The organism is Frankia canadensis, assembly GCF_900197875.1.
Lineage (GTDB): Bacteria > Actinomycetota > Actinomycetes > Frankiales > Frankiaceae > Frankia > Frankia canadensis.
Genome location: NZ_FZMO01000042.1, coordinates 1 through 18,614 on the forward strand (window position 1 = coordinate 1; position 18,614 = coordinate 18,614).

Genomic DNA, 18,614 nt, shown 5'->3' on the forward strand with positions numbered 1-18,614 from the left:
CCAGCTCCTTCTTCCGTTCCTCCGCGTCGACGTACATCGACCGGAACTTGAACATCGTGAAATGGCTGCCGCCCCGCCCGACCCTGGTCTGCTTGAACAGCGCCGGCCCGCGGCTGGTCAGCCGCACGGCGATCCCCAGGCCCAGCAGCACGGGCGAGGCCAGCAGGATGACCACGCCGGCGACAAACCGGTCGAACACGCCCTTCATCACCCGGCGGGTGCCGGTCAGTTCCGGCTCCTCGATGTGCAGCAGCGGCAGCCCGGCCACCGGGCGGATCGAGATCCGCGGACCGGTGACGTCCGTCAGCGCCGAGGAGACCAGCACGTCGACGTCGCTGCCCTCGAGCGTCCACAGCACCCGGCGCAGGGTCTCGCCGTCCATCTGCGGGCAGATCGCGACGGTGGTGGCGTGGGTCGCGGTGATCGCGGTGTGCAGGGTCTCGAAGGTGCCCACGATCGGCACGCCGAGCAGGTCGAAGCCGCTGCGTTCTGGCCGGTCGTGGCTGTGGCGGCCGGGTGAGCGGTCCAGCACCACGCCGACGACGGCCCAGCCGGAGGTCGGGTCACGCTGGGCGAGCCGGACGAGGGTGGCGGCGGACTCGCCGGCGCCGACGACGAGCACCCGGTGCAGGCAGCGCCCAGCCCGGCGCATCCGGTGCAGGATGCCGCGCCCGACGACCCGGCCCGCCACCGACAGCAGCATCGCCGCCGGGAAGGCGATCAGCACGTAGCTTCGGGCGATCTCGGCCTTGGTCGCGTAGGACAGGATGGCAAGCGCGGCGGTGAGCCGGGCGGCGGCGTTGACGACGCGCCGGAACTCCTCCGAGCCGCCGCCGAGGAACCGGCTCTCGTACGCCCGGTTCAGCGACATCGCCAGCACCCAGGCCAGCGGCAGCAGCACCGTCATCAGGATGTACGGCTTGATCGACACCGGCTCGGTCTCGAAGTCGACGAGGTTGCCGAAGCGGACGAAGAACGCCAGCGCCGCGGCGAGCACGCAGGCCCCCGCGTCGAACAGGACCAGCAGCCGCACGTAGCGACGCTCCCAGGTCACCTGCGCGCGGTAGGCCACCGGGTCGTCGGCGCCCGCGCCCATCCGGGCGGCGCTGTGCCGGCCGCCCCCCCCGTTCCAGGGCGGCGGCGGGGCGGCGTGCCGGCCGTAGGGGCTGTCGCTCCCCCGTCCGGGCCCGGGCGGGTACGGCACGGGTGGTGCCTGGCCGCCGCGTGAGCGGGGCGCGAAGGTCGAGCCGCCGTCGCCGGTCGTCCTTCGGTTCCCCGAGATGATCTCGGTCACGCGCGACCCCCTGCCGGAGCGTGCGTGGCGAAGGGCCGCGGCGTCCCGGCGGCGCTGGTTGTCCGCCGTGTGATGCTGGCCCGCGTCACGAGGTTCGCCCGGACCGGGCGGGCCGGACGGTTGGTCCGTGCTGCGCCGGTGCGCGCGTGTCGATGGCTGTGGGGTACTGCGCTGATCGCCCGGCGCGCCGCGGTCGCCGCAACACAGTGAATCGCCGGGCGGGACCGGTTCCGCCGTGTCGAGCCGCGGCTCGTTCGGACGGCGTCGAGCTCAACTCTCGGTGACGCATCGACCGGACCTCCAGCGATCTTCCCCCGCCACTGACTGTGAGCCACCGTGGACGGCGGGCCGGCCGCTCGCGCGTCGTCCGGAACCCATTGGTGCACGCCACCAGACATCGGCGCGAACCCGACCGCCGGGTACCGGCGCGGCCGGCCCTCCATGGTCACGGGCCAACGTTACCGGCTCTCCCTAGCCGATCTACCAGCGGCCCGGCGGAGCGGGTACTCGGCGATACCGGGACCGCCGGCTGTTGCGGCGGCGTCAGTCATCCGTTTGTGGCGACTCAACGTAGCAGAGTCAGCGTCGATTTCTGGTAACCGGACGTAGCGCATTTCGCGCGTCTGATAGTGCCTGCTGATATGCCGGACAGACACCCGCCGACGACACGCTGCGTACACAATCGGCGCCCGACCTGCTACTGTGCGTCATGGCTCTTCGGCTCCGGTCGGACAGCCGTCGGCCGTCCGGCCCGTGTGGACGCCGATGGGGGACATCCGTGCGACCGGGTCCGCGTCACGAGCGCCGGTCGGCACGGATACGGAACGGTCGGCGCCTGCCGGACGGGTGGGGGCGCCCAGGCAGGCGCCGACTGCTGGCGTCAACGCCCGGGGTCAGGACCTCGGAGTCAGGGCCCCGGGGTCAGGGCCCCGGGGTCAGGGCCCCGGGGGTCAGGGCAGAGCGGCGACGATGTCGGCGACGGACTTGCGGGCACCCGAGTAGAACGGCGTCTCCAGCCTGGTGTGCCGGCGCGCCGCGCTCGCGCGCAGGTGGCGGATGCAGTCGACGATCCGGTGCAGCTCGTCGGCCTCGAAGGCGAGCAGCCACTCGTAGTCGCCCAGCCCGAACGAGGCCACAGTGTTGGCCCGCACGTCCTCGTACTCGCGACCCATGATGCCGTGCTCGGCGAGCATTCCGCGCCGCTCGTAATCCGGCAGCAGGTACCACTCCAGCGACCGGTTGAACGGGTAGACGCAGATGTACCCGCGCGGGTCCTCCCGGCGGACGAAGGCCGGGATGTGGTTGCGGTTGAACTCGGCCGGACGGTGCAGCCCGACCGCCGACCACACCGGCCGCAGGTGGCCACCGAGCGCCGTCTGGCGGAACCGCTGGTAGGTCTCCTGCAGCAGGTCCGGGTCGGGGCTGGTCCACCAGACCATCAGGTCGGCGTCGGCGCGGTAGCCCGAGATCTCGTAGACGCCGCGGGTGTAGACGTCCTTGGCCAGCGCGCCGTCGAGCAGCGCGTTCACCTCGTCGACCAGGGGGGTCCGATCCGCCGGCAGCGGGCGGTCGGCGGCAAAGACCGACCAGCCGGTGTAGAGCAGCTCGGCGTTGAGCTCGTTCGCGGATTTCGTGGACTCCGGCATACCCGTCTCCTTCTCGTCCGGCCGGCCCCGCGCGGGCCGGCCGGGACCTGTTCTCAGACTCCCGGGCCCACCGGATCCGGATCGGCGGCGCTGCCCTGGGCGGCCGGCCGGGCGGCGCGCAGCACCGACGCGGCGGCCGCCTCCCCCGATCGGATGCAGGCCGGGATGCCGACGCCGTCGTACCCGGCGCCGGCGAGTGCGAGGCCCGCGGGCAGCGCCCGGCGGACCGTGGCCATCCGGCTCAGGTGGCCCGGCAGGTACTGCGGCAGGCCGCCGTCCCACCGGCTGACCCGGGTGGCGATCGGGCGGGCCGTGAGGCCCGCGATCTGGGCGATCTCCGCCGCGGCCACACCGGCGAGCTCGGTGTCGCCGCGGCGCAGCTCGTGCTCGGCGCCCGCGCGGCCGATGCTGGCCCGCACGACGGTGAGCCGCTCGGCGCCGACGTGCGGCCACTTGGTGGTCAGGTAGGTCGCCGCCTTCACCGAGGTGCCCGCCCGCGCCGGCACCAGGAATCCGCTGCCCGCCGGCGGCGTGACGTCCCGGTAGACCAGCGTGACCAGGCCGACGGACGCGTAGGGCACGCCGGCGAGGGGGGCCGCGGCGTGCGGGGCGAGCGGGCTGAGCAGGGTGCGCGCCACGCCGGCGGGCACCGCGAGGATCACCGCGTCGGCGAGCAGCGGCTCGGCGGTCCGCCCGTCGGCGCCGCGGCCGCAGACCACCCGCCAGCCCTCCGCGGCCCGTTCCACGGCTCGCACCGGGACGTCGGTGCGCACGTCGGCGCCGCCGCGCTCGGCCAGGCGGGTGACGAACGTCCCCAGGCCGCCGCGCAGGCTGGCGAACACCGGTGCCGGCGGCCCGCTGCTGGCCGGGCCGGTGCGAGCCCGCACCCGGTGCGCGCCGAGCAGCAGCGACCGGTCCTCGGTGAGGATCGGGACGAGCTGCGGCACGGTGGTGCGCAGCGACAGCGCGTCGGCGCGGCCCGCGTAGACGCCCCCGAGCAACGGGTCGACCAGCAGGTCGACGACCTCGCGGCCGACCCGGGCGCCGACGTAGGCGCCGACGGTGGGGTCCTGCGGGAAGCGGCTGCGCGGCAGTGCCAGGTCGGCCGCGGCACGCACCAGGCCCCACGGCGAGAGCACTCCGGAGCGGACCAGACCGAGTACGTCGGTGGGCACCCCGAGCAGAGTGTTCGGCGGGATCGGCCGCAGCCGTCCGCGGATCCACAGCGACGCCGACGTGGTCGCCGGATGCACGATGTCGTGGCCGAGGCCGATCTGGCGGGCCAGGCGCAGCCCGTCCGGGACCCGGGCGAGGAACGACTCGGCGCCCTCCTCGACGTCCATGCCTTCCAGCGGGGTGGTACGCAGCTTGCCGCCGACCCGCGGCGACGCCTCCAGGACGGTCACCTCGGCCTGTCCGGCCAGGGCGTGCGCCGCGGCGAGCCCGGCGACCCCCGCACCCACGATGACAACCCGCACGTTCCTGCCGCCCTTCACGATGAGCTTCCTGCCGCCCTTTCCCGACGCGCACCGCCCTTTGCCGACGCGCACCGCGTGTCACCCAGGATTCACCATCCTCGCCGATATCCCCGCCGGCATCCGCACCGGCGGGCGGTGACGGGCGCGGGTGCGGCCGGGACGTGCTCCGCGCGGGCGGGGCCGGCCCGGGCACGGCCGCTCCCGCGCCGGCTCAACCCACGTGGACGGACCCCCACGTGGACGTCGACGTCAGCCCGCGTGGACGACGTCGACGATGTGCGCGAGCACGCCGGGATCCGTCTCCGGCAGCACCCCGTGCCCGAGGTTGAACACGTGCCCCGCCGCCTTGGCGCCGCGGGCCAGCACGTCGTGGACCTTGGCGTCGAGGACCTCCTCGGGGGCGAACACCGCCGCCGGGTCGAGGTTGCCCTGCACCGCGCGGGCGGGCCCGACCCGGCGCGCGGCCTCGTCCAGCGGGACCCGCCAGTCGACGCCGACGACGTCCGCGCCGACCTCCCCCATGACATCGAGCAGCTCGCCGGTGTTCACCCCGAAGTGGACGCGCGGCACCTCGCCCTCGAACGCGGCGAGCACCCGGGCGCTGTGCGGGGCGACGTAACGACGGTAGTCGTCCTCGCTCAGGGCGCCGGCCCAGGAGTCGAACAGCTGGATCGCGTCGACGCCGGCGTCCACCTGGACGCGCAGGAACGCGGCGGTGATCGTGGCCAGCCGGTCGAGCAGCTCGTGCCAGAGGTCCGGCGCGCCGTACATGAGCGCCTTCGTGCGCAGGTGGTTGCGGCTCGGCCCGCCCTCGACGAGGTAGCTGGCGAGGGTGAACGGCGCACCGGCGAAGCCGATCAGCGGGATGGTGCCGAGCTCGCCGAGCAGCGCCCGCACGGCGTCGGACACGTAGGGCACGTCGTCCGGCTCCAGCGGGCGCAGGGCGGCGAGACCGGCCTCGTCGCGCACCGGGTTCGCGACGACCGGGCCGACGCCGGCGACGATGTCGACGTCGACGCCGATCGCCAGCAGCGGCACGACGATGTCGGAGAAGAAGATCGCGGCGTCCGGGCGGAAGCGGCGGACCGGCTGCAGGGTGATCTCGGTGATCAGCGCCGGGTCCTGGCAGGAGTCGAGCATCGGCACGCTCTCGCGCAGCCGCCGGTACTCGGGCAGCACCCGGCCGGCCTGGCGCATGAACCACGCGGGTGTGGTGTCGGGCCGCTCGCGCCGGCAGGCACGCAGGTACGGGGCGGTGGCGGCGAGGCCGGGCCGCCGCGGCCCGTCGCCCACGGCCGGCCGGACAGCACCCGCCCCGAGCTCGACGGCATCCGGGTGGACCTGGGCGGCGCCGGCCGGCGCGGGACCGGTTCCAGCGTCGATGTGGACGACAGACATGCCTCGATCGTTGCATGTCTGTCGCACCACTGCGGGTGCGACCGGGGTCACGTCGATCGACCGAGTGGGCGCGGGACGGCGCCGGCGCCGTCCCGGCGGGGATCGATTCGGCCCGCGGGCATCAGCTATCTTCTACTTGCAGTAGAAGAAACCGGCTGGTCCCAGCGGGTTCGGCCATCCGCGATCATCAGGCCACCGCCGGCGGGACCGGACGACCCATCGGTCGCGGGATGTGACGAAGGCCGCTGTCCACCCCGGTAGCCGGCGGGCGCACCCGGGCCGGCCGGGACGGACGGCACGACACCGGATGACACCGGATGACACCGACGAGGGAGAGGGCACCGATGACCGACCAGGCCCCACAGGGCGACGCACGGATCCGCACCGCGGCCCGCGTCGTCTCGCTCGCGGAGGCGACGTCGTTCCTCCTTCTGCTCATCGCCACCGCCGTCAAGTACGGCGCGGACCATCCGCAGGGGGTGAAGATCCTCGGGCCGATCCACGGGGTGCTGTTCCTCGCCTACTGCGCGCTCGTGGGCTACCTGGCCTTCGTCGAACGGTGGCCTCGACGGCGCACGGTGCTGGCGCTGGCCGCCGCGGTGCTGCCGGTCGCGCCGTTCGTCGTCGAGCGCCGCTGGCTGCGCGCCGCCCCGACATCCGGCCCCGGCGCACCGGGGTCGGGTACCCCCGGTACGCCGCTCCCCCGTCAGGACCGGGACGCGGCCTCGATCCAGCCATGATGTGACCGTAATTCGACCGCATTGTCGTCATGAAAAGCACACGGTGGACCAAAAGCGGACACATCGGTGACAAGCTGCGACTCACCGAGAATCCCCCGAGTCACCCAAGCGGGGAGGACCCCCGCACACCCGATCGAGACGGGCTCACGCGACACGCCGGAGGGAATGCGCGGACATCTGTCCGTCCCGTGGCACCGTCAGTCCGGTCGGAATGAGGGTAGAGGGTGCGCGTTGTCCGCGTTCCCTCTTCGGCCCGCCGCCGCGGTGCGTGGTTGCGCGGTGTGCCGGCCGCGTCCGGCGAGACACGCAACACAGGCCGACGTGCGCGGTGCGCGGGGAGTGGTGCTCGAGTGGAATCGGTCCGGCTGAGCCTCGACGATCACATCGTTCTCGACTGCGCGGTCTGCGGCGTCGAGCAACCCTTCGCGCAGCCGCCCTGCGCGGACGGGCACGGCGCCGACTGCCCGGAGTGGGCCTGCGTCGAGTGCGGCGCCGCGGTGCTGGTCGGCCCGGTCCCGGCCGCTCGCGGCGCGGGGCGGGCCCGGTCGTCGCGGGAGCCGGTCGCGTGCCGGGAGCACCGCGGGCGTGACCGGGCCGCCGCCCGGATCCCGGCGTGAGCCTGCGCAGCCCCGCCCCGAGGCCCGACTACGACCCTCCCGCCGGTCACGGCGGGGAGTTCGGCGAGCCCGCCGCGGCGCCGAGACTGCCCGCCCCGCGGGAGGTTCCCGTCCTGCGGGAGGCGACGGGGCATCGGGGCACGCACCGCACCCTCGGCAGCCGACCGCACGCAACGGGGTCGAAGGCGCACGCTCCGGCGTCCACGCAGCGCGATCAAGGTCGACGCCCTAACGTTGCCGTCATGGGGGCCGCGCAGTCGTTCGAGGCTAGCCCGCAGCTCTTCCGTATGGTGACCGACGCCCTGCGGGCGGGGATCACCCGGCTGCGCCCCGAGATCACCGTGCACGAGGTGGCCGCACCGAACAGGCTCGCGCCGTTCGCGTTCGCCCTGTCCGGCGGGCTCACCGGCGACGCCGCTGACGCCGCGGCCGGTCGGCTGATCGTCCTCATGGATCCGGACGGGCAGCCCGCCTGGCAGGGCAGCGTCCGGATCGTCTGCTATGCCCGGGCGAGCGTCGACCCGGAGATCGCCACCGACCCGCTGCTCACCGACGTCGCCTGGTCGTGGCTGCGCGAGGCGCTCGACTCCCACGGGGCCCAGGTCCGCGCCCTCGGCGGGACGGTGACGACCACGTCCTCGCGCCGCTTCGGCGTCCTGCGACCCGAGGGCGACACCTTCGACGTGGAACTGCGCTGCTCCTGGTCGCCCGACTGGGCGGAGGCCGACCTCGCTCCCGCCGCCGACGCGCCGCGGCCGGTGGCCGACCCGTCCCGATCGGCATCGAGCCCGGCGGCGGCCAACGCCCATCTACTCGCCTTCGCCGACCTGCTCGCCGCGATGGCCGGCCTGCCGCCGGCACTGTCCGGGGTCGTGCCGCTCACCCAGCGCCGGGCCTGAGCGGGCGCCGGGGTTCCCGTTGCGCGGTGCCGGCCCTCGCCCCCCGCGAACGCGGGAGGCCAGCGGGCGCGGGAGGCCAGCGGGCGCGGGAGGCCAGCGGGCGCGGGAGGCCAGCGGGCGGCCGCCGAACCGACGCCCGTGGCGGCGCCGTCGCCGTGTCCGTCCCGCCACCGGCCGCATGTCCGGCCCGGGGAACGTCACCCTCGCGAACGATCCGGCCACCGTACCAGGTGGCAGATTCACTATGCGTATAATTATCGCGATTCGCTGAACAGCGCTGCTGCCTCCGCGAGCATTCAGACGTACGATCGCCGATCGTGACGTCGTCGGTTCCAGAATCAACACAGCAGGTCAGCGGGGGTGTGAGCGCAGCGGTGGAGGGAGAGCCCAGCACCGGCGCCCGCGAGCCCATTCCGCTGCTCACCCCTGTGGACGGCGTTCCTCCCGTCATCGTCGATCCCGGCGAGCTCGCCGCGGCCGCCGAGCGGCTCGCCGCCGGCACCGGCCCGGTCGCCTTCGACGCCGAGCGGGCGTCGGGCTACCGCTACAGCCAGCGGGCCTACCTCGTGCAGATCCGCCGCCGCGGCAGCGGGTCGCTGCTGCTCGATCCGGTCGCGCTGGGGGGCCTCGAGGTCGTCCAGACGGCGGTGGGCGACGTCGAGTGGGTGCTGCACGCCGCCAACCAGGATCTGCCCTGCCTGGGCGAGCTCGGCCTGCGCCCGAGCCGGCTGTTCGACACCGAGCTCGCCGGCCGGCTGCTCGGCTACGAGCGCGTCGGCCTCGGCATGATGGTCGAACGGGTGCTCGGCTACGGGCTGGAGAAGGGCCACTCGGCCGCCGACTGGTCGACCCGGCCGCTACCCGAGCCCTGGCTGCGCTACGCGGCGCTCGACGTGGAGCTGCTGGTCGAGCTGCGCGACGCGCTCGAGGCCGAGCTCATCGAACAGGACAAGATCGAGTTCGCCCGGCAGGAGTTCGCCGCGATCGTGGCGGCGCCGCCCCGCGAGCCGCGGGCCGAGCCCTGGCGGCGCACCAGCGGCATCCACCGCGCCCGCACCCGCCGCCAGCTCGCCGCCGTGCGGGCCATGTGGTCCGCCCGCGACCGGCTGGCGCAGGCCCGCGACGTCGCCCCCGGCCGTGTCCTGCCCGACAGCGCGATCATGGACGCGGTCCTGCACGCCCCCACCGACGCCGCCGCGCTGATCCGGCTGCCGGTCTTCTCCGGGCCGCGCATCCGCCGGACCGCGAACACCTGGCTGGACGCGCTGCGCGCCGCCGCCGCCCTGCCCGACGACGAACTGCCCGCCCCCGCCGGCCCCAGCGGCGACGGGCTGCCCCCGCCGAACCGCTGGGCCGAGCGGGACCCGGTGGCCGCGGCCCGGCTGACCCGGGTACGAGCCGGCCTGTCCGCCGTCGCGACCGCGCGCACCATGCCCGTGGAGAACCTGCTCGAACCGGCGCTGTCCCGGCGACTCGCCTGGTCCCCGCCGTCCCCGCTGACGGAGCAGGGCCTGCGCGACGCGCTCGACGCCGGCGGTGCCCGCGCGTGGCAGCGGGACCTGACCGCCCCGGCGCTGCTGGTCGCGCTGGTCGATCCGCCGCCCGACCCGGCCGGGGAGCGACCGGCACGACCGGTCAACCGCGCGCCGAAGCGGCCCGGCGGCGCCCGCAGGTCCGACGCAGGGCAGGGCAGGGCAGGCGGGGCAGGCAGCGCCGGCACGGACGAGGCGGGCGGTGCCGGCGCGGCGGGCGGTGCCCACATGGGAGGCGCCGACACGGGAGGCGCGGCCGTCGGCGGGACGGGCGTCGGCGCTGCCGGGGAACGGACCCGCTCCCGCGGCGGGCGGGGCGGGCGCGGCGGCAGCCGGGCCAGCCGAGGCGCCGTCGGCGCGGGTGAGCGCGGCAGCGCCGGGCCGGCGGCGTCGTCGTCAACCGGCGGGCCCGCGGGAACCGAGCCGGCATCTCGCGACACCGGCGCATAACAGGCGTGTGACCTACCCGCCGGTAACTCCTGCCGTAGGCTAGCGCGTGCCGGCGATGTCCGCGCCGGTGTCGACCGACCGCCCCGGCCCGCGCGCCGGTCCCGGCGGTGGCCGGTCGGTCCCTGGCGAGCGTGCCGGCGGCCGGATGTCGCCGGTGGGGAGGCCACCGTGTTCGGTTCAGCCCGCGGCCAGCTCCGCGACGTGGTCTTCGTCGACGGCGTGCGCACGCCGTTCGGCAAGGCCAAGGGTGTCTATGTCGAGACGCGGGCCGACGACCTGATCGTCCGCGTGATCCGAGAGCTGCTGCGGCGCAACCCGTCGCTGCCCCCGGACCGCGTCGACGAGGTCGCCGTCGCGGCCACCACCCAGATCGGCGACCAGGGCCTGACCATCGGGCGCACCGCCGGCATCCTCGCCGGTCTGCCCCGCTCGGTGCCCGGCTACGCGATCGACCGGATGTGCGCCGGCGCCGTCACCGCGGTGACCACGACGGCGTCGTCGATCGCCGTCGGCGCCTACGACGTGGCCGTCGCCGGCGGGGTCGAGCACATGGGCCGCCATCCGATGGGCGAGGGCGCCGACATCAACCCACGGTTCATCGCCGAGCGCCTCGTCGACCCGTCCGCGCTGGTCATGGGCTCGACGGCGGAGAACCTACATGACCGGTTCCCGGCGATCACCCGGGCGCGGGCGGACGCGTTCGCCCTCGCGTCGCAGGAGAAGGTCGCGAAGGCGTACGCGAACGGCCAGATCCAGCCGGACCTGGTGCCGATGGCCGCCCGCCACGCGGACAGCGGCTGGGATCTCGTCACCGCCGACGAGCCGCCCCGCCCGACGACGACGCTGGACGCGCTCGCCGGGCTGCGCACCCCGTTCCGCCCGCACGGCCGGGTCACCGCCGGCAACGCCGCGGGTATCAACGACGGCGCGACCGGCTGCCTGCTCGCCGCCGCCGACGTGGCCGCCGAACTCGGCCTGACGGCGAAGATGACGCTGGTCGGCTACGCCTTCGCCGGGGTCGACCCGGAGGTGATGGGCGTCGGCCCCATCCCGTCCACCGAGAAGGCGCTGGCCCGCACGGGCCTCGCCATCGACGACATCGGGCTGTTCGAGCTGAACGAGGCGTTCGCCGTGCAGGTGCTCGCCTTCCTCGACCACTTCGGGATCGCCGATGACGATCCGCGGGTCAACCCGTACGGCGGGGCGATCGCGCTCGGCCATCCGCTGGCGTCCAGCGGGGTGCGGCTGATGACGCAGCTGGCCCGCCAGTTCGCCGAGCATCCCGAGGTCCGCTACGGGATGACCGCGATGTGCGTGGGCCTCGGCATGGGCGCGACGACGATCTGGGCGAACCCCCACCACCCGGCGGCAGGAGACGCGGCATGAGCGACGACGTCAGCCCGAGCACCTCGTACGCCTCGGACAGCCTCGACTTCCCGGACGAGGTCGTCACCGCGGCCCACGTCCGCTACGTGGCCCTGCCCGGGGTGGCCGGGCCGGTCGCGCTGGTCACGCTCGACAACGGCCACGACCACACCCGGCCCAGCACGTTCGGCCCCGCCGGGCTGCGCGGCCTGCTCGCCGCCGCGGACGAGATCGAGATGCACGACCCGCCCGTCGCCGCGATCGCCGTCACGGGCAAGCCGTTCATCTTCGCCGTCGGGGCGGACCTGGCCTTCCGGACGTCGATCACCGAGGTTGACCGGTTGCGCCCGGCGCTGGAGGCGCTCGGCCGGCTCGGCCACGAGGCGTTCGCCCGGCTGGGCTCCGGCCGGCTCGGCGATCGCCGGGTGCCCACGTTCGCCCTGGTAAACGGCGCGGCGCTCGGCGGCGGTCTGGAGCTGGCGCTGCACTGTGACTACCGGGCGCTGTCCGCCGGCATTCCCGCGCTCGCCTTCCCCGAGGTGTTCCTCGGGCTGGTTCCGGCCTGGGGCGGCACCCAGCTGCTGCCGAACCTGATCGGCGCCGACCGCGCCGTCACGGTGATCCTCGACAACGCGCTCAGCCAGAACCGCACCCTGCGCGGCCCGAAGGCGTTCGAGCTCGGCCTCGGCGACGTGCTGCTCGATCCGGCCGACTTCCTGGAGGAGGCGCTGGTCTGGGTCGGGCGGGTGCTGCGCGCCGAGGTGGACCCGGCGGCCGGGCGCGCGCCGGTGGAGCGCGGGGCGGCGTGGGCGGCCGCGGTCGAGCGCGGCCGGGCCCTCGCCGACGCGAAGCTGCACGGCGCCGCGCCGGCCGCCTACCGGGCCCTGGACCTGATCGCGTTCGCCGAGACGGCCGACCGGGAGCGTGGCTTCGCCGCCGAGACGCAGGCGCTCGCGGACCTGGCCGTCACCGGCGAGCTGGCCGCGAGCCTGTACGCCTTCGATCTGGTCCAGAAGCGGGCGCGGCGTCCGGTCGGCGGGCCGGATCCGTCACTGGCCCGCCCGGTCACCAAGGTCGGGGTGGTCGGGGCCGGGCTCATGGCCGCGCAGCTCGCGTTCGTGTTCGCCCACCGGCTCGAGGTTCCGGTCGTGCTCACCGACATCGACGCCGAGCGGCTCGACGCCGGGGTCGCGTCCGTCCACCGCGAGATCGACACCCTGCTGCTGCGCCACCGGATCTCCCCCGACCAGGCGAACCGGTACAGGGCGAACGTCACCGGCTCGCTGACCAAGGACGCCTTCGCCGACGCCGATCTGGTCATCGAGGCCGTCTTCGAGGATCTGGCGGTGAAGCAGGCAGTGTTCGCCGAGCTGGAGGCGATCGTCGCGCCGACGACGGTCCTGCTCACGAACACCTCCGCGCTGTCGGTGACCGACATGGCCGCCGGCCTCGAGCATCCCGAGCGGGTCGCCGGCCTGCACTTCTTCAACCCGGTGGCCGTCCTGCCGCTCGTCGAGGTGGTCCGCGCGGCGCACACCGACGACGCGACGGTGGCGACCACGCTGGCCGTCGCGAAGAGCCTGAAGAAGAACGCGGTGCTGGTCGCGGACGCCCCGGCCTTCATCGTGAACCGGCTGCTCACCCGCTTCCTCGGCGAGGTGCTCGCGGCCGCCGAGCTCGGCACCCCCCTCGACGAGGTCGACCACGCCCTCGACCCGCTCGGCCTGCCGATGACCCCGCTGGTCCTGCTGGAACTGGTCGGCCCGCCGGTGGCGCTGCACGTCGCCGCGACCCTGCACGCCGCCTTCCCGGACCGCTTCCGGGCGCCGACGAGCCTTGCCCGCCTCGTCGAGGCCGGCCGCCGCGGCGTCTACCAGACCGGTCCGGCCGGCGAGCGCGTCGTCGATCCCGTCGCCGCGGCAGCCCTGCGCGCCCCCTCCGCCGCCACGGCCCCGGCCGGCTCGTCCCCGAACCCGAGCGCCTCCCCCTCGGCCCTGGACGGACCGCCGACCGCCGCGGCCCCGAGCGCGGCGGACGTGCGGGCGGCCGCGCTGCGCGCACTCGCCGAGGAGATCCATCTCATGCTCGCGGAAAAGATCGTCGCCGAGGCGGCCGACATCGACCTGTGCATGATCCTCGGCGCCGGCTGGCCGTTCCACCTGGGCGGCATCACGCCGTACCTGGACCGCATCGGCGTCAGCGAGGCCGTCACGGGCGAGCGTTTCGCCCCGCCCGGCGTCGCCACCCTGCCGGCCTGACGCCCGGGCGCACCCTTCCGTGGAGGCTCGGCGCGACCGGCCGGGCGATACGTCCCCCTGGCCCGGGACGACACAGGTGGCCGGGTTAGCGTGACGCAATGTCGACGAACCCGGCCCCGTTTCCGCCGCACGCGGCGCGGCCGGGCCTGGTCACCGCCGACCCCACACGCGACAGCGACCGGGTGCTGGTCGGGCTCCTGGTCGGCGGCGCGCTGCTCGTCGCCGGCTGGGGAGTACACCAGCTCACCCAGCACGCGCTGCCCGGCTCGGCGGGCCGGTACGACGCGGGCGCACGCCTGTGTGGGCTCGTCGCCGGGTATCTCAGTGCCGCGCAGGTCCTGCTGGCGGCTCGACTGCCCTGGGTCGAGCACGCGGTGCCGGTCCATCGCATCCGGACGATCCACCTCGGCTGCGGGCTGGCCTTCCTGACGCTGACGACCGCGCACGCGGCGCTCGCGATCGCGGCAAACGGCGCGTCGGTGGGGACGTCGTTCGCCTCGGCACTGGTCGGCGTGACGTTCGGCCTGCCGTATGTCTGGCTGGCAATGATCGGCCTGGCGCTGCTGCTGGTCGCGGGGATCAGCTCGATTCCCGTCGTGCGCCGGGCGATGCCCTACGGCTGGTGGCATCTGCTGCACCTGGTCGTCTACCCGGCGATCGCGGTCAGCTTCGCCCACGAGCTGCTCGGGGCCGACCTCACCACGACGCCGGCTCGCGTGCTGTGGACGGGTCTACACCTCGTGGCCCTGGCCGCCGTCTGCTGGTATCGCATCCTCACGCCGGCCTGGCTGACGCTGCGTCACCAACTTACCGTGGAGGCCGTCGAACGGGAGTCACCCGACGTCGTCTCGATTCTGGTGTCCGGGCACGCGCTGGGCGCGGTGGGTGCCCAGCCAGGGCAGTACTTCCGCCTGCGGGCCCTGCGCGGGCCGATGTGGCGGCATTCGCACCCGTTCTCGCTGTCCGCGGCCCCAAGCGGTGACCGTCTGCGTTTCACCGTCAAGGCGGTCGGCGACTACAGCAATGCCATGGCGCGTCTGGAACCGGGCCGCTGGCTGCTGGCCTCCGGTCCCTACGGCGCGCTTACCGCGCGGGCGCGGACCCGACGGCGCGTCCTGCTGATCGCCGGCGGGATGGGTATCGCCCCCCTGCGCGCCCTGTTGGAGGGCCTCGAGGCCGCCCAGGATGAGCTCACACTCCTGTACCGCACAGAACGCGCCGACCAGGTGATCTTCCGCGAGGAGATCGACGAGCTCGCCCTGCGACGCGGCGCGACCGTGCACTACCTGACCGGAGCGTCACCGCCCGGCACCGGCACCGACGTCGATCCGCTGAGTCCACGCCGGCTGGTCGCGCTCGTCCCCCATCTCGTCGACCACGACGTCTACGTCTGCGGGCCGCGCGGCATGGTCACCGCCGTCACGCGCGCGCTGCGCGCCGCCGGCCTCGACTCCCGCCGCATCCACACCGAGACCTCGGCCCGCTGAGGCGCCCGGCGCCGGCTCGCCGCTCAACCGAGGAGGTCAACGCTCCTCACCCGTTCACCAGCCATTCCGAAAACCACGACCCTGACCGCGGTTTCGGAACTGCCCGACCGATCGTCCCGCTCCGGTGTCCCGCTCCCGCATCCACTGGCCGTTTCCGACAACTACACATCCGCGGCAGCCGTCACCTTCCCGCACACCGCCGGGAGCGCGGCGCCCGTCGCGGCGCACGTGACGGGCACCACCCGACGTATCACCACGATCGGCGGTCTGGTCGCCGGCGTCGCGCTTCTCGCTGCCGTCGGCGTCGCGATCGTCCGACGCCGCCGCGGGCGCACGCCCTGACTGTCCGGGTGAACCGCACCCTCGCCTATGACAGGGGCACACTCAGCCCACGAGCGCGGCGCGGCGATGGCGAGAGGGATTGACAGAGTTAGTGAGTGGCCACTACCTTACGGGCATGGCGACGAGGACAGCCGGCGGCACGCGGATGAGCGCCGAGCAGCGGAGGGCGAGCGTGCTCGCCGCCGCGATCGAGGAGTTCGCCCACGGTGGCCTGACCGGCACCTCCACGGAGGCCATCGCGGCGCGGGCCGGCATCTCCCAGCCCTACCTGTTCCGGCTGTTCCCCACCAAGAAGGCCCTGTACCTGGCGGTCGTGACGGACACGTTCCGGCGGACCGCCGCCCAGTTCGAGCGGGCGGTCGGCGAGCTCACCGGCGCGGACGCGCTGGAGGCGATGAAGCTCGCCTACGGCGAGCTGCTCGCGGACCCCACCTACCTGCTCACCCAGATGCACGCCTACGCCGGCTGCTACGACCCGGACGTGCGGGTCACGGCGCGCGACGGGTTCCGTGGGCTGTGGACCACGATCCAGCGCGTCACCGGCCTGCCGACCGAGGACGTCCGCACCTTCTTCGCACACGGCATGCTGATCAACGTCGCCGCGTCGATGGACCTCGCGTCCTTGGACGAGCAGTGGGCGCAGGCGATCTGCTCACCGCCGGACACGACGGCCGGCGCGACCTCCCCCGGCTGATCCTCGCCACCACCCCTACCTGACTGACCGGCTCCGGACGGGCTGTCACAGCCCCCGGGGCCGGCGCGACGACAGCAATCCCAGAAGCTAGTGATCGCTCACTACCTCCTGGAGGTAGTGAGTACTCACATCGAGATGGAAGGAGTACCGGTCATGACCCGACGCCCGAACACCGTGTGGACCCTCGTCGTGACATCCCTGGCCGCGTTCATGGTGTCCCTGGACAACCTGGTGGTCACCACGGCCCTGCCGAAGATCAGGGCGGACCTCGGTGCCGGCCTGGAGGGGCTGGAGTGGACGGTGAACGCCTACACGCTGCCCTTCGCGGTTCTGCTGCTCACCGGCGCCGCGCTCGGTGACCGGCTCGGCCGTCGCCGGGTGTTCCTGGCCGGCCTCGCCGTGTTCACCGTGGGCAGTGCCGGGGCGGCGCTCGCCCCGTCGATCGGCGCGCTCATCGCCGCCCGCGCCGTGCAGGGCGTCGGCGCCGCGTTCGTGCTGCCGCTGACACTGACGCTGCTCGCCGCGGCGGTCCCCGAGAACCGCCGCGGCGCCGCGCTCGGCATCTGGGGCGCCATGACCGGGCTCGCGGTGGCGGTCGGACCGCTGATCGGCGGCGCCGTCACCGAGGGCGCCAGCTGGCAGTGGATCTTCTGGGTGAACGTGCCCATCGGGCTCGTCGCGCTGCCGATCGGGCTACGGGCGCTGGCCGAGTCGCGGGCCAGCTCGTCCCGTCTCGACCTGACCGGGGCCGCCCTGGTCAGCGCTGGCCTGTTCGGGATCACCTTCGGTCTGGTCCGCGGCGAGAGCCACGGCTGGACGAGCGGCCCGGTGCTCTCCGCGCTGGTGCTCGGCGCGCTCGGCGTGGCCGCCTTCGTCGCCTGGGAGCTGCGGGTCGCCCGGCGTGGTGGGGCGCCGATGCTGCCGATGAGCCTGTTCCGCATCCGCGGCTTCTCCGCGGTGAACGCCACCGCGATGCTGTTCTCGCTGGGCATGTTCGGCTCGATCTTCCTGCTGGCCCAGGCACTGCAGAACGTCTACGGCTACTCGCCGCTGCAGGCCGGCGTGCGCACCCTGCCGTGGACAGCGATGCCGCTGCTCATCGCGCCGCTCGCCGGTCCGGTGTCGGACCGCATCGGTGGCCGACCGCTGCTGGTCGCCGGGCTGATCCTCAACGCGACCGGGCTGGCCTGGATGGCCACGGTGCTCTCCGCGCACATGTCCTACACCTCGCTGATCGGACCGTTCGCCGTCTCCGGTGTCGGCATGGCACTGTTCTTCGTGCCGATCGCGACCGTCGCGCTGGGCGTCGTACCCACCCGGTTCCAGGGGGTTGCCTCCGGCGCCAACAACGCCCTGCGTGAGCTCGGCGGCGTGCTGGGCATCGCGGTGCTCTCGTCGGTCTTCTCGGCCCGCGGCGGCTACGCGTCGCCGGCCTCCTTCATCGACGGCACCCGGCCCGCGCTGTGGCTGGGCGTGATCGCCGTCGGGATGGCGCTGCTGGCGGCGCTGAGCATCCCCCGCGGCGGCGGCCTCGCGGCGGGCACCGCGGTCGAGGACGCGACTGGTGTCGGCGAGGTCGAGCCCGGCTCCGCCGCCCGCGGGGAGGCCGTTCCCGCCGCCGCGGTCTGACGGCCCGCACGATGATCCACTGGGGTTCCTCGCCGGGGCGGCTCGCCTCGGCGAGGAACCTCGCTGTCATGTTTGAATCCGAGGCGCAGTGGGCGTGGCCGGCGCGTTCCGCGGAACGCCGCCCCTGATCAGTGATTCGCCGGCCCGCTGGTGACCCGCGGTCAGGCGGCGCGGGCCGGCGGGTCGTCGGTCAGACCGCCGCTCGAACCACCCGAACCACCACCCGAGCCACCCGAACCACCGGAACCGCCCGAGCCACCGGGCCCGCCGGAGCCCGGCTGGCGGTCGAAGGGTCCGGAGCGTGGATCGGTGCCGCCGTCGCCGGACGCGTCGGAGGTGAACGGTGCGCCCGGGGTGAGCAGACAGTAGTCGCCGTTCTCCTTGCCGACCTCGTAGGACTCCCGGCTCGTCGAGCCGCGGCTGCGCTGCACGTCGACCTGCACGTCGCGGACCGTCTGGGCCGCGCTGGGATGGCGGGTCTGCACGCCGCGCACGGCGAAGGCGGCGACTCCCCCGCGGATGCCGTCGAACGCCCGCATGATGACCCCGAACTCGGCCGCGGACCGGCCGTTGCGCACCGAGCCGCAGAGCCGGCCGTAGGCGGCGTCGTACTGGGCGGAGCGCACGTCGGTGAGGTAGGAGCGCACGGCGCCTGCCGGACCGTCGTCGGAGCGGCGCAGCAGGACCAGGCCTGCGGACCCGGCGCCGATGGCCACCACGAGCACGACGGCGAGGGGGATCACCCAGCGAGGCGTCCCCCGACGGTTCGACGCCGGCGGCGGCCC

General features: G+C 74.4%; 13 protein-coding genes and 1 pseudogene. 9 read left to right on the plus strand and 5 right to left on the minus strand.

Going from position 1 to position 18,614, the window contains the following annotated elements; translation table 11 throughout:
* The 4 genes from C1A33_RS05160 to hemE form a co-directional block, all read right to left on the minus strand.
* A partial coding sequence (locus C1A33_RS05160; protein ID WP_207770172.1) for a sugar transferase occupies window positions 1-1,096 on the minus strand: 1,096 nt, incomplete at its 3' end.
* Between the two features lie 1,148 nt (window positions 1,097-2,244).
* Complete coding sequence (gene hemQ, locus C1A33_RS05165) at window positions 2,245-2,940, minus strand: hydrogen peroxide-dependent heme synthase (RefSeq protein WP_101830376.1); 696 nt, start codon at window positions 2,938-2,940, stop codon at window positions 2,245-2,247.
* A gap of 53 nt (window positions 2,941-2,993) precedes the next feature.
* Window positions 2,994-4,418, minus strand: coding sequence for a protoporphyrinogen oxidase (gene hemG / locus C1A33_RS05170; protein WP_101830387.1), 1,425 nt, complete (start codon window positions 4,416-4,418; stop codon window positions 2,994-2,996).
* Between the two features lie 249 nt (window positions 4,419-4,667).
* Complete coding sequence (gene hemE / locus C1A33_RS05175; protein ID WP_101830377.1) at window positions 4,668-5,816, minus strand: uroporphyrinogen decarboxylase; 1,149 nt, start codon at window positions 5,814-5,816, stop codon at window positions 4,668-4,670.
* Window positions 5,817-6,160: 344 nt separating this feature from the next.
* Between hemE and C1A33_RS05180 the strand changes: the two genes are divergently transcribed.
* The 9 genes from C1A33_RS05180 (at window position 6,161) to C1A33_RS05220 (ending at window position 17,829) form a co-directional block, all read left to right on the plus strand.
* Window positions 6,161-6,556, plus strand: coding sequence for a DUF3817 domain-containing protein (locus tag C1A33_RS05180; RefSeq protein ID WP_101830378.1), 396 nt, complete (start codon window positions 6,161-6,163; stop codon window positions 6,554-6,556).
* Between the two features lie 350 nt (window positions 6,557-6,906).
* Window positions 6,907-7,173 carry a hypothetical protein gene (locus C1A33_RS05185; RefSeq protein ID WP_101830379.1) on the plus strand — a complete coding sequence of 89 codons (267 nt, stop codon included), beginning with the start codon at window positions 6,907-6,909 and terminating at the stop codon, window positions 7,171-7,173.
* A gap of 242 nt (window positions 7,174-7,415) precedes the next feature.
* Complete coding sequence (locus C1A33_RS05190; RefSeq protein WP_101830380.1) at window positions 7,416-8,072, plus strand: DUF3000 domain-containing protein; 657 nt, start codon at window positions 7,416-7,418, stop codon at window positions 8,070-8,072.
* Window positions 8,073-8,446: 374 nt separating this feature from the next.
* Complete coding sequence (locus C1A33_RS05195; protein ID WP_423748036.1) at window positions 8,447-10,054, plus strand: HRDC domain-containing protein; 1,608 nt, start codon at window positions 8,447-8,449, stop codon at window positions 10,052-10,054.
* A 168-nt stretch (window positions 10,055-10,222) separates the two neighbouring features.
* Window positions 10,223-11,440: a thiolase family protein gene (locus C1A33_RS05200; RefSeq protein WP_101830381.1), complete on the plus strand. Its 1,218-nt coding sequence runs from the start codon at window positions 10,223-10,225 to the stop codon at window positions 11,438-11,440.
* Window positions 11,437-13,677: a 3-hydroxyacyl-CoA dehydrogenase NAD-binding domain-containing protein gene (locus C1A33_RS05205; protein WP_101830382.1), complete on the plus strand. Its 2,241-nt coding sequence runs from the start codon at window positions 11,437-11,439 to the stop codon at window positions 13,675-13,677. Before C1A33_RS05200 ends, C1A33_RS05205 begins: the two co-directional genes overlap by 4 nt.
* Window positions 13,678-13,775: 98 nt before the next feature.
* Window positions 13,776-15,164 (plus strand): ferredoxin reductase family protein, encoded by a 1,389-nt coding sequence (locus C1A33_RS05210; protein WP_101830383.1) that lies wholly within the window; start codon window positions 13,776-13,778, stop codon window positions 15,162-15,164.
* A 457-nt stretch (window positions 15,165-15,621) separates the two neighbouring features.
* Window positions 15,622-16,200 carry a TetR/AcrR family transcriptional regulator gene (locus C1A33_RS05215; protein WP_101830384.1) on the plus strand — a complete coding sequence of 193 codons (579 nt, stop codon included), beginning with the start codon at window positions 15,622-15,624 and terminating at the stop codon, window positions 16,198-16,200.
* Between the two features lie 153 nt (window positions 16,201-16,353).
* On the plus strand, window positions 16,354-17,829 hold the full coding sequence (locus tag C1A33_RS05220) for a DHA2 family efflux MFS transporter permease subunit (RefSeq protein WP_101830385.1): 1,476 nt from the start codon (window positions 16,354-16,356) through the stop codon (window positions 17,827-17,829).
* A 161-nt stretch (window positions 17,830-17,990) separates the two neighbouring features.
* Here C1A33_RS05220 and C1A33_RS05225 read toward each other — a convergent pair.
* A pseudogene (locus C1A33_RS05225) lies at window positions 17,991-18,614 on the minus strand (hypothetical protein); the annotation flags it as partial.

Coding starts and splice junctions, on each gene's coding strand:
- C1A33_RS05205 (WP_101830382.1), top strand. CDS start 11,437: ATGAGCGACGACGTCAGCCCGAGCACCTCGTACGCCTCGGACAGCCTC.
- hemE (WP_101830377.1), bottom strand. CDS start 5,816: ATGTCTGTCGTCCACATCGACGCTGGAACCGGTCCCGCGCCGGCCGGC.
- hemQ (WP_101830376.1), bottom strand. CDS start 2,940: ATGCCGGAGTCCACGAAATCCGCGAACGAGCTCAACGCCGAGCTGCTC.
- C1A33_RS05190 (WP_101830380.1), top strand. CDS start 7,416: ATGGGGGCCGCGCAGTCGTTCGAGGCTAGCCCGCAGCTCTTCCGTATG.
- C1A33_RS05210 (WP_101830383.1), top strand. CDS start 13,776: ATGTCGACGAACCCGGCCCCGTTTCCGCCGCACGCGGCGCGGCCGGGC.
- C1A33_RS05215 (WP_101830384.1), top strand. CDS start 15,622: ATGGCGACGAGGACAGCCGGCGGCACGCGGATGAGCGCCGAGCAGCGG.
- C1A33_RS05220 (WP_101830385.1), top strand. CDS start 16,354: ATGACCCGACGCCCGAACACCGTGTGGACCCTCGTCGTGACATCCCTG.
- C1A33_RS05180 (WP_101830378.1), top strand. CDS start 6,161: ATGACCGACCAGGCCCCACAGGGCGACGCACGGATCCGCACCGCGGCC.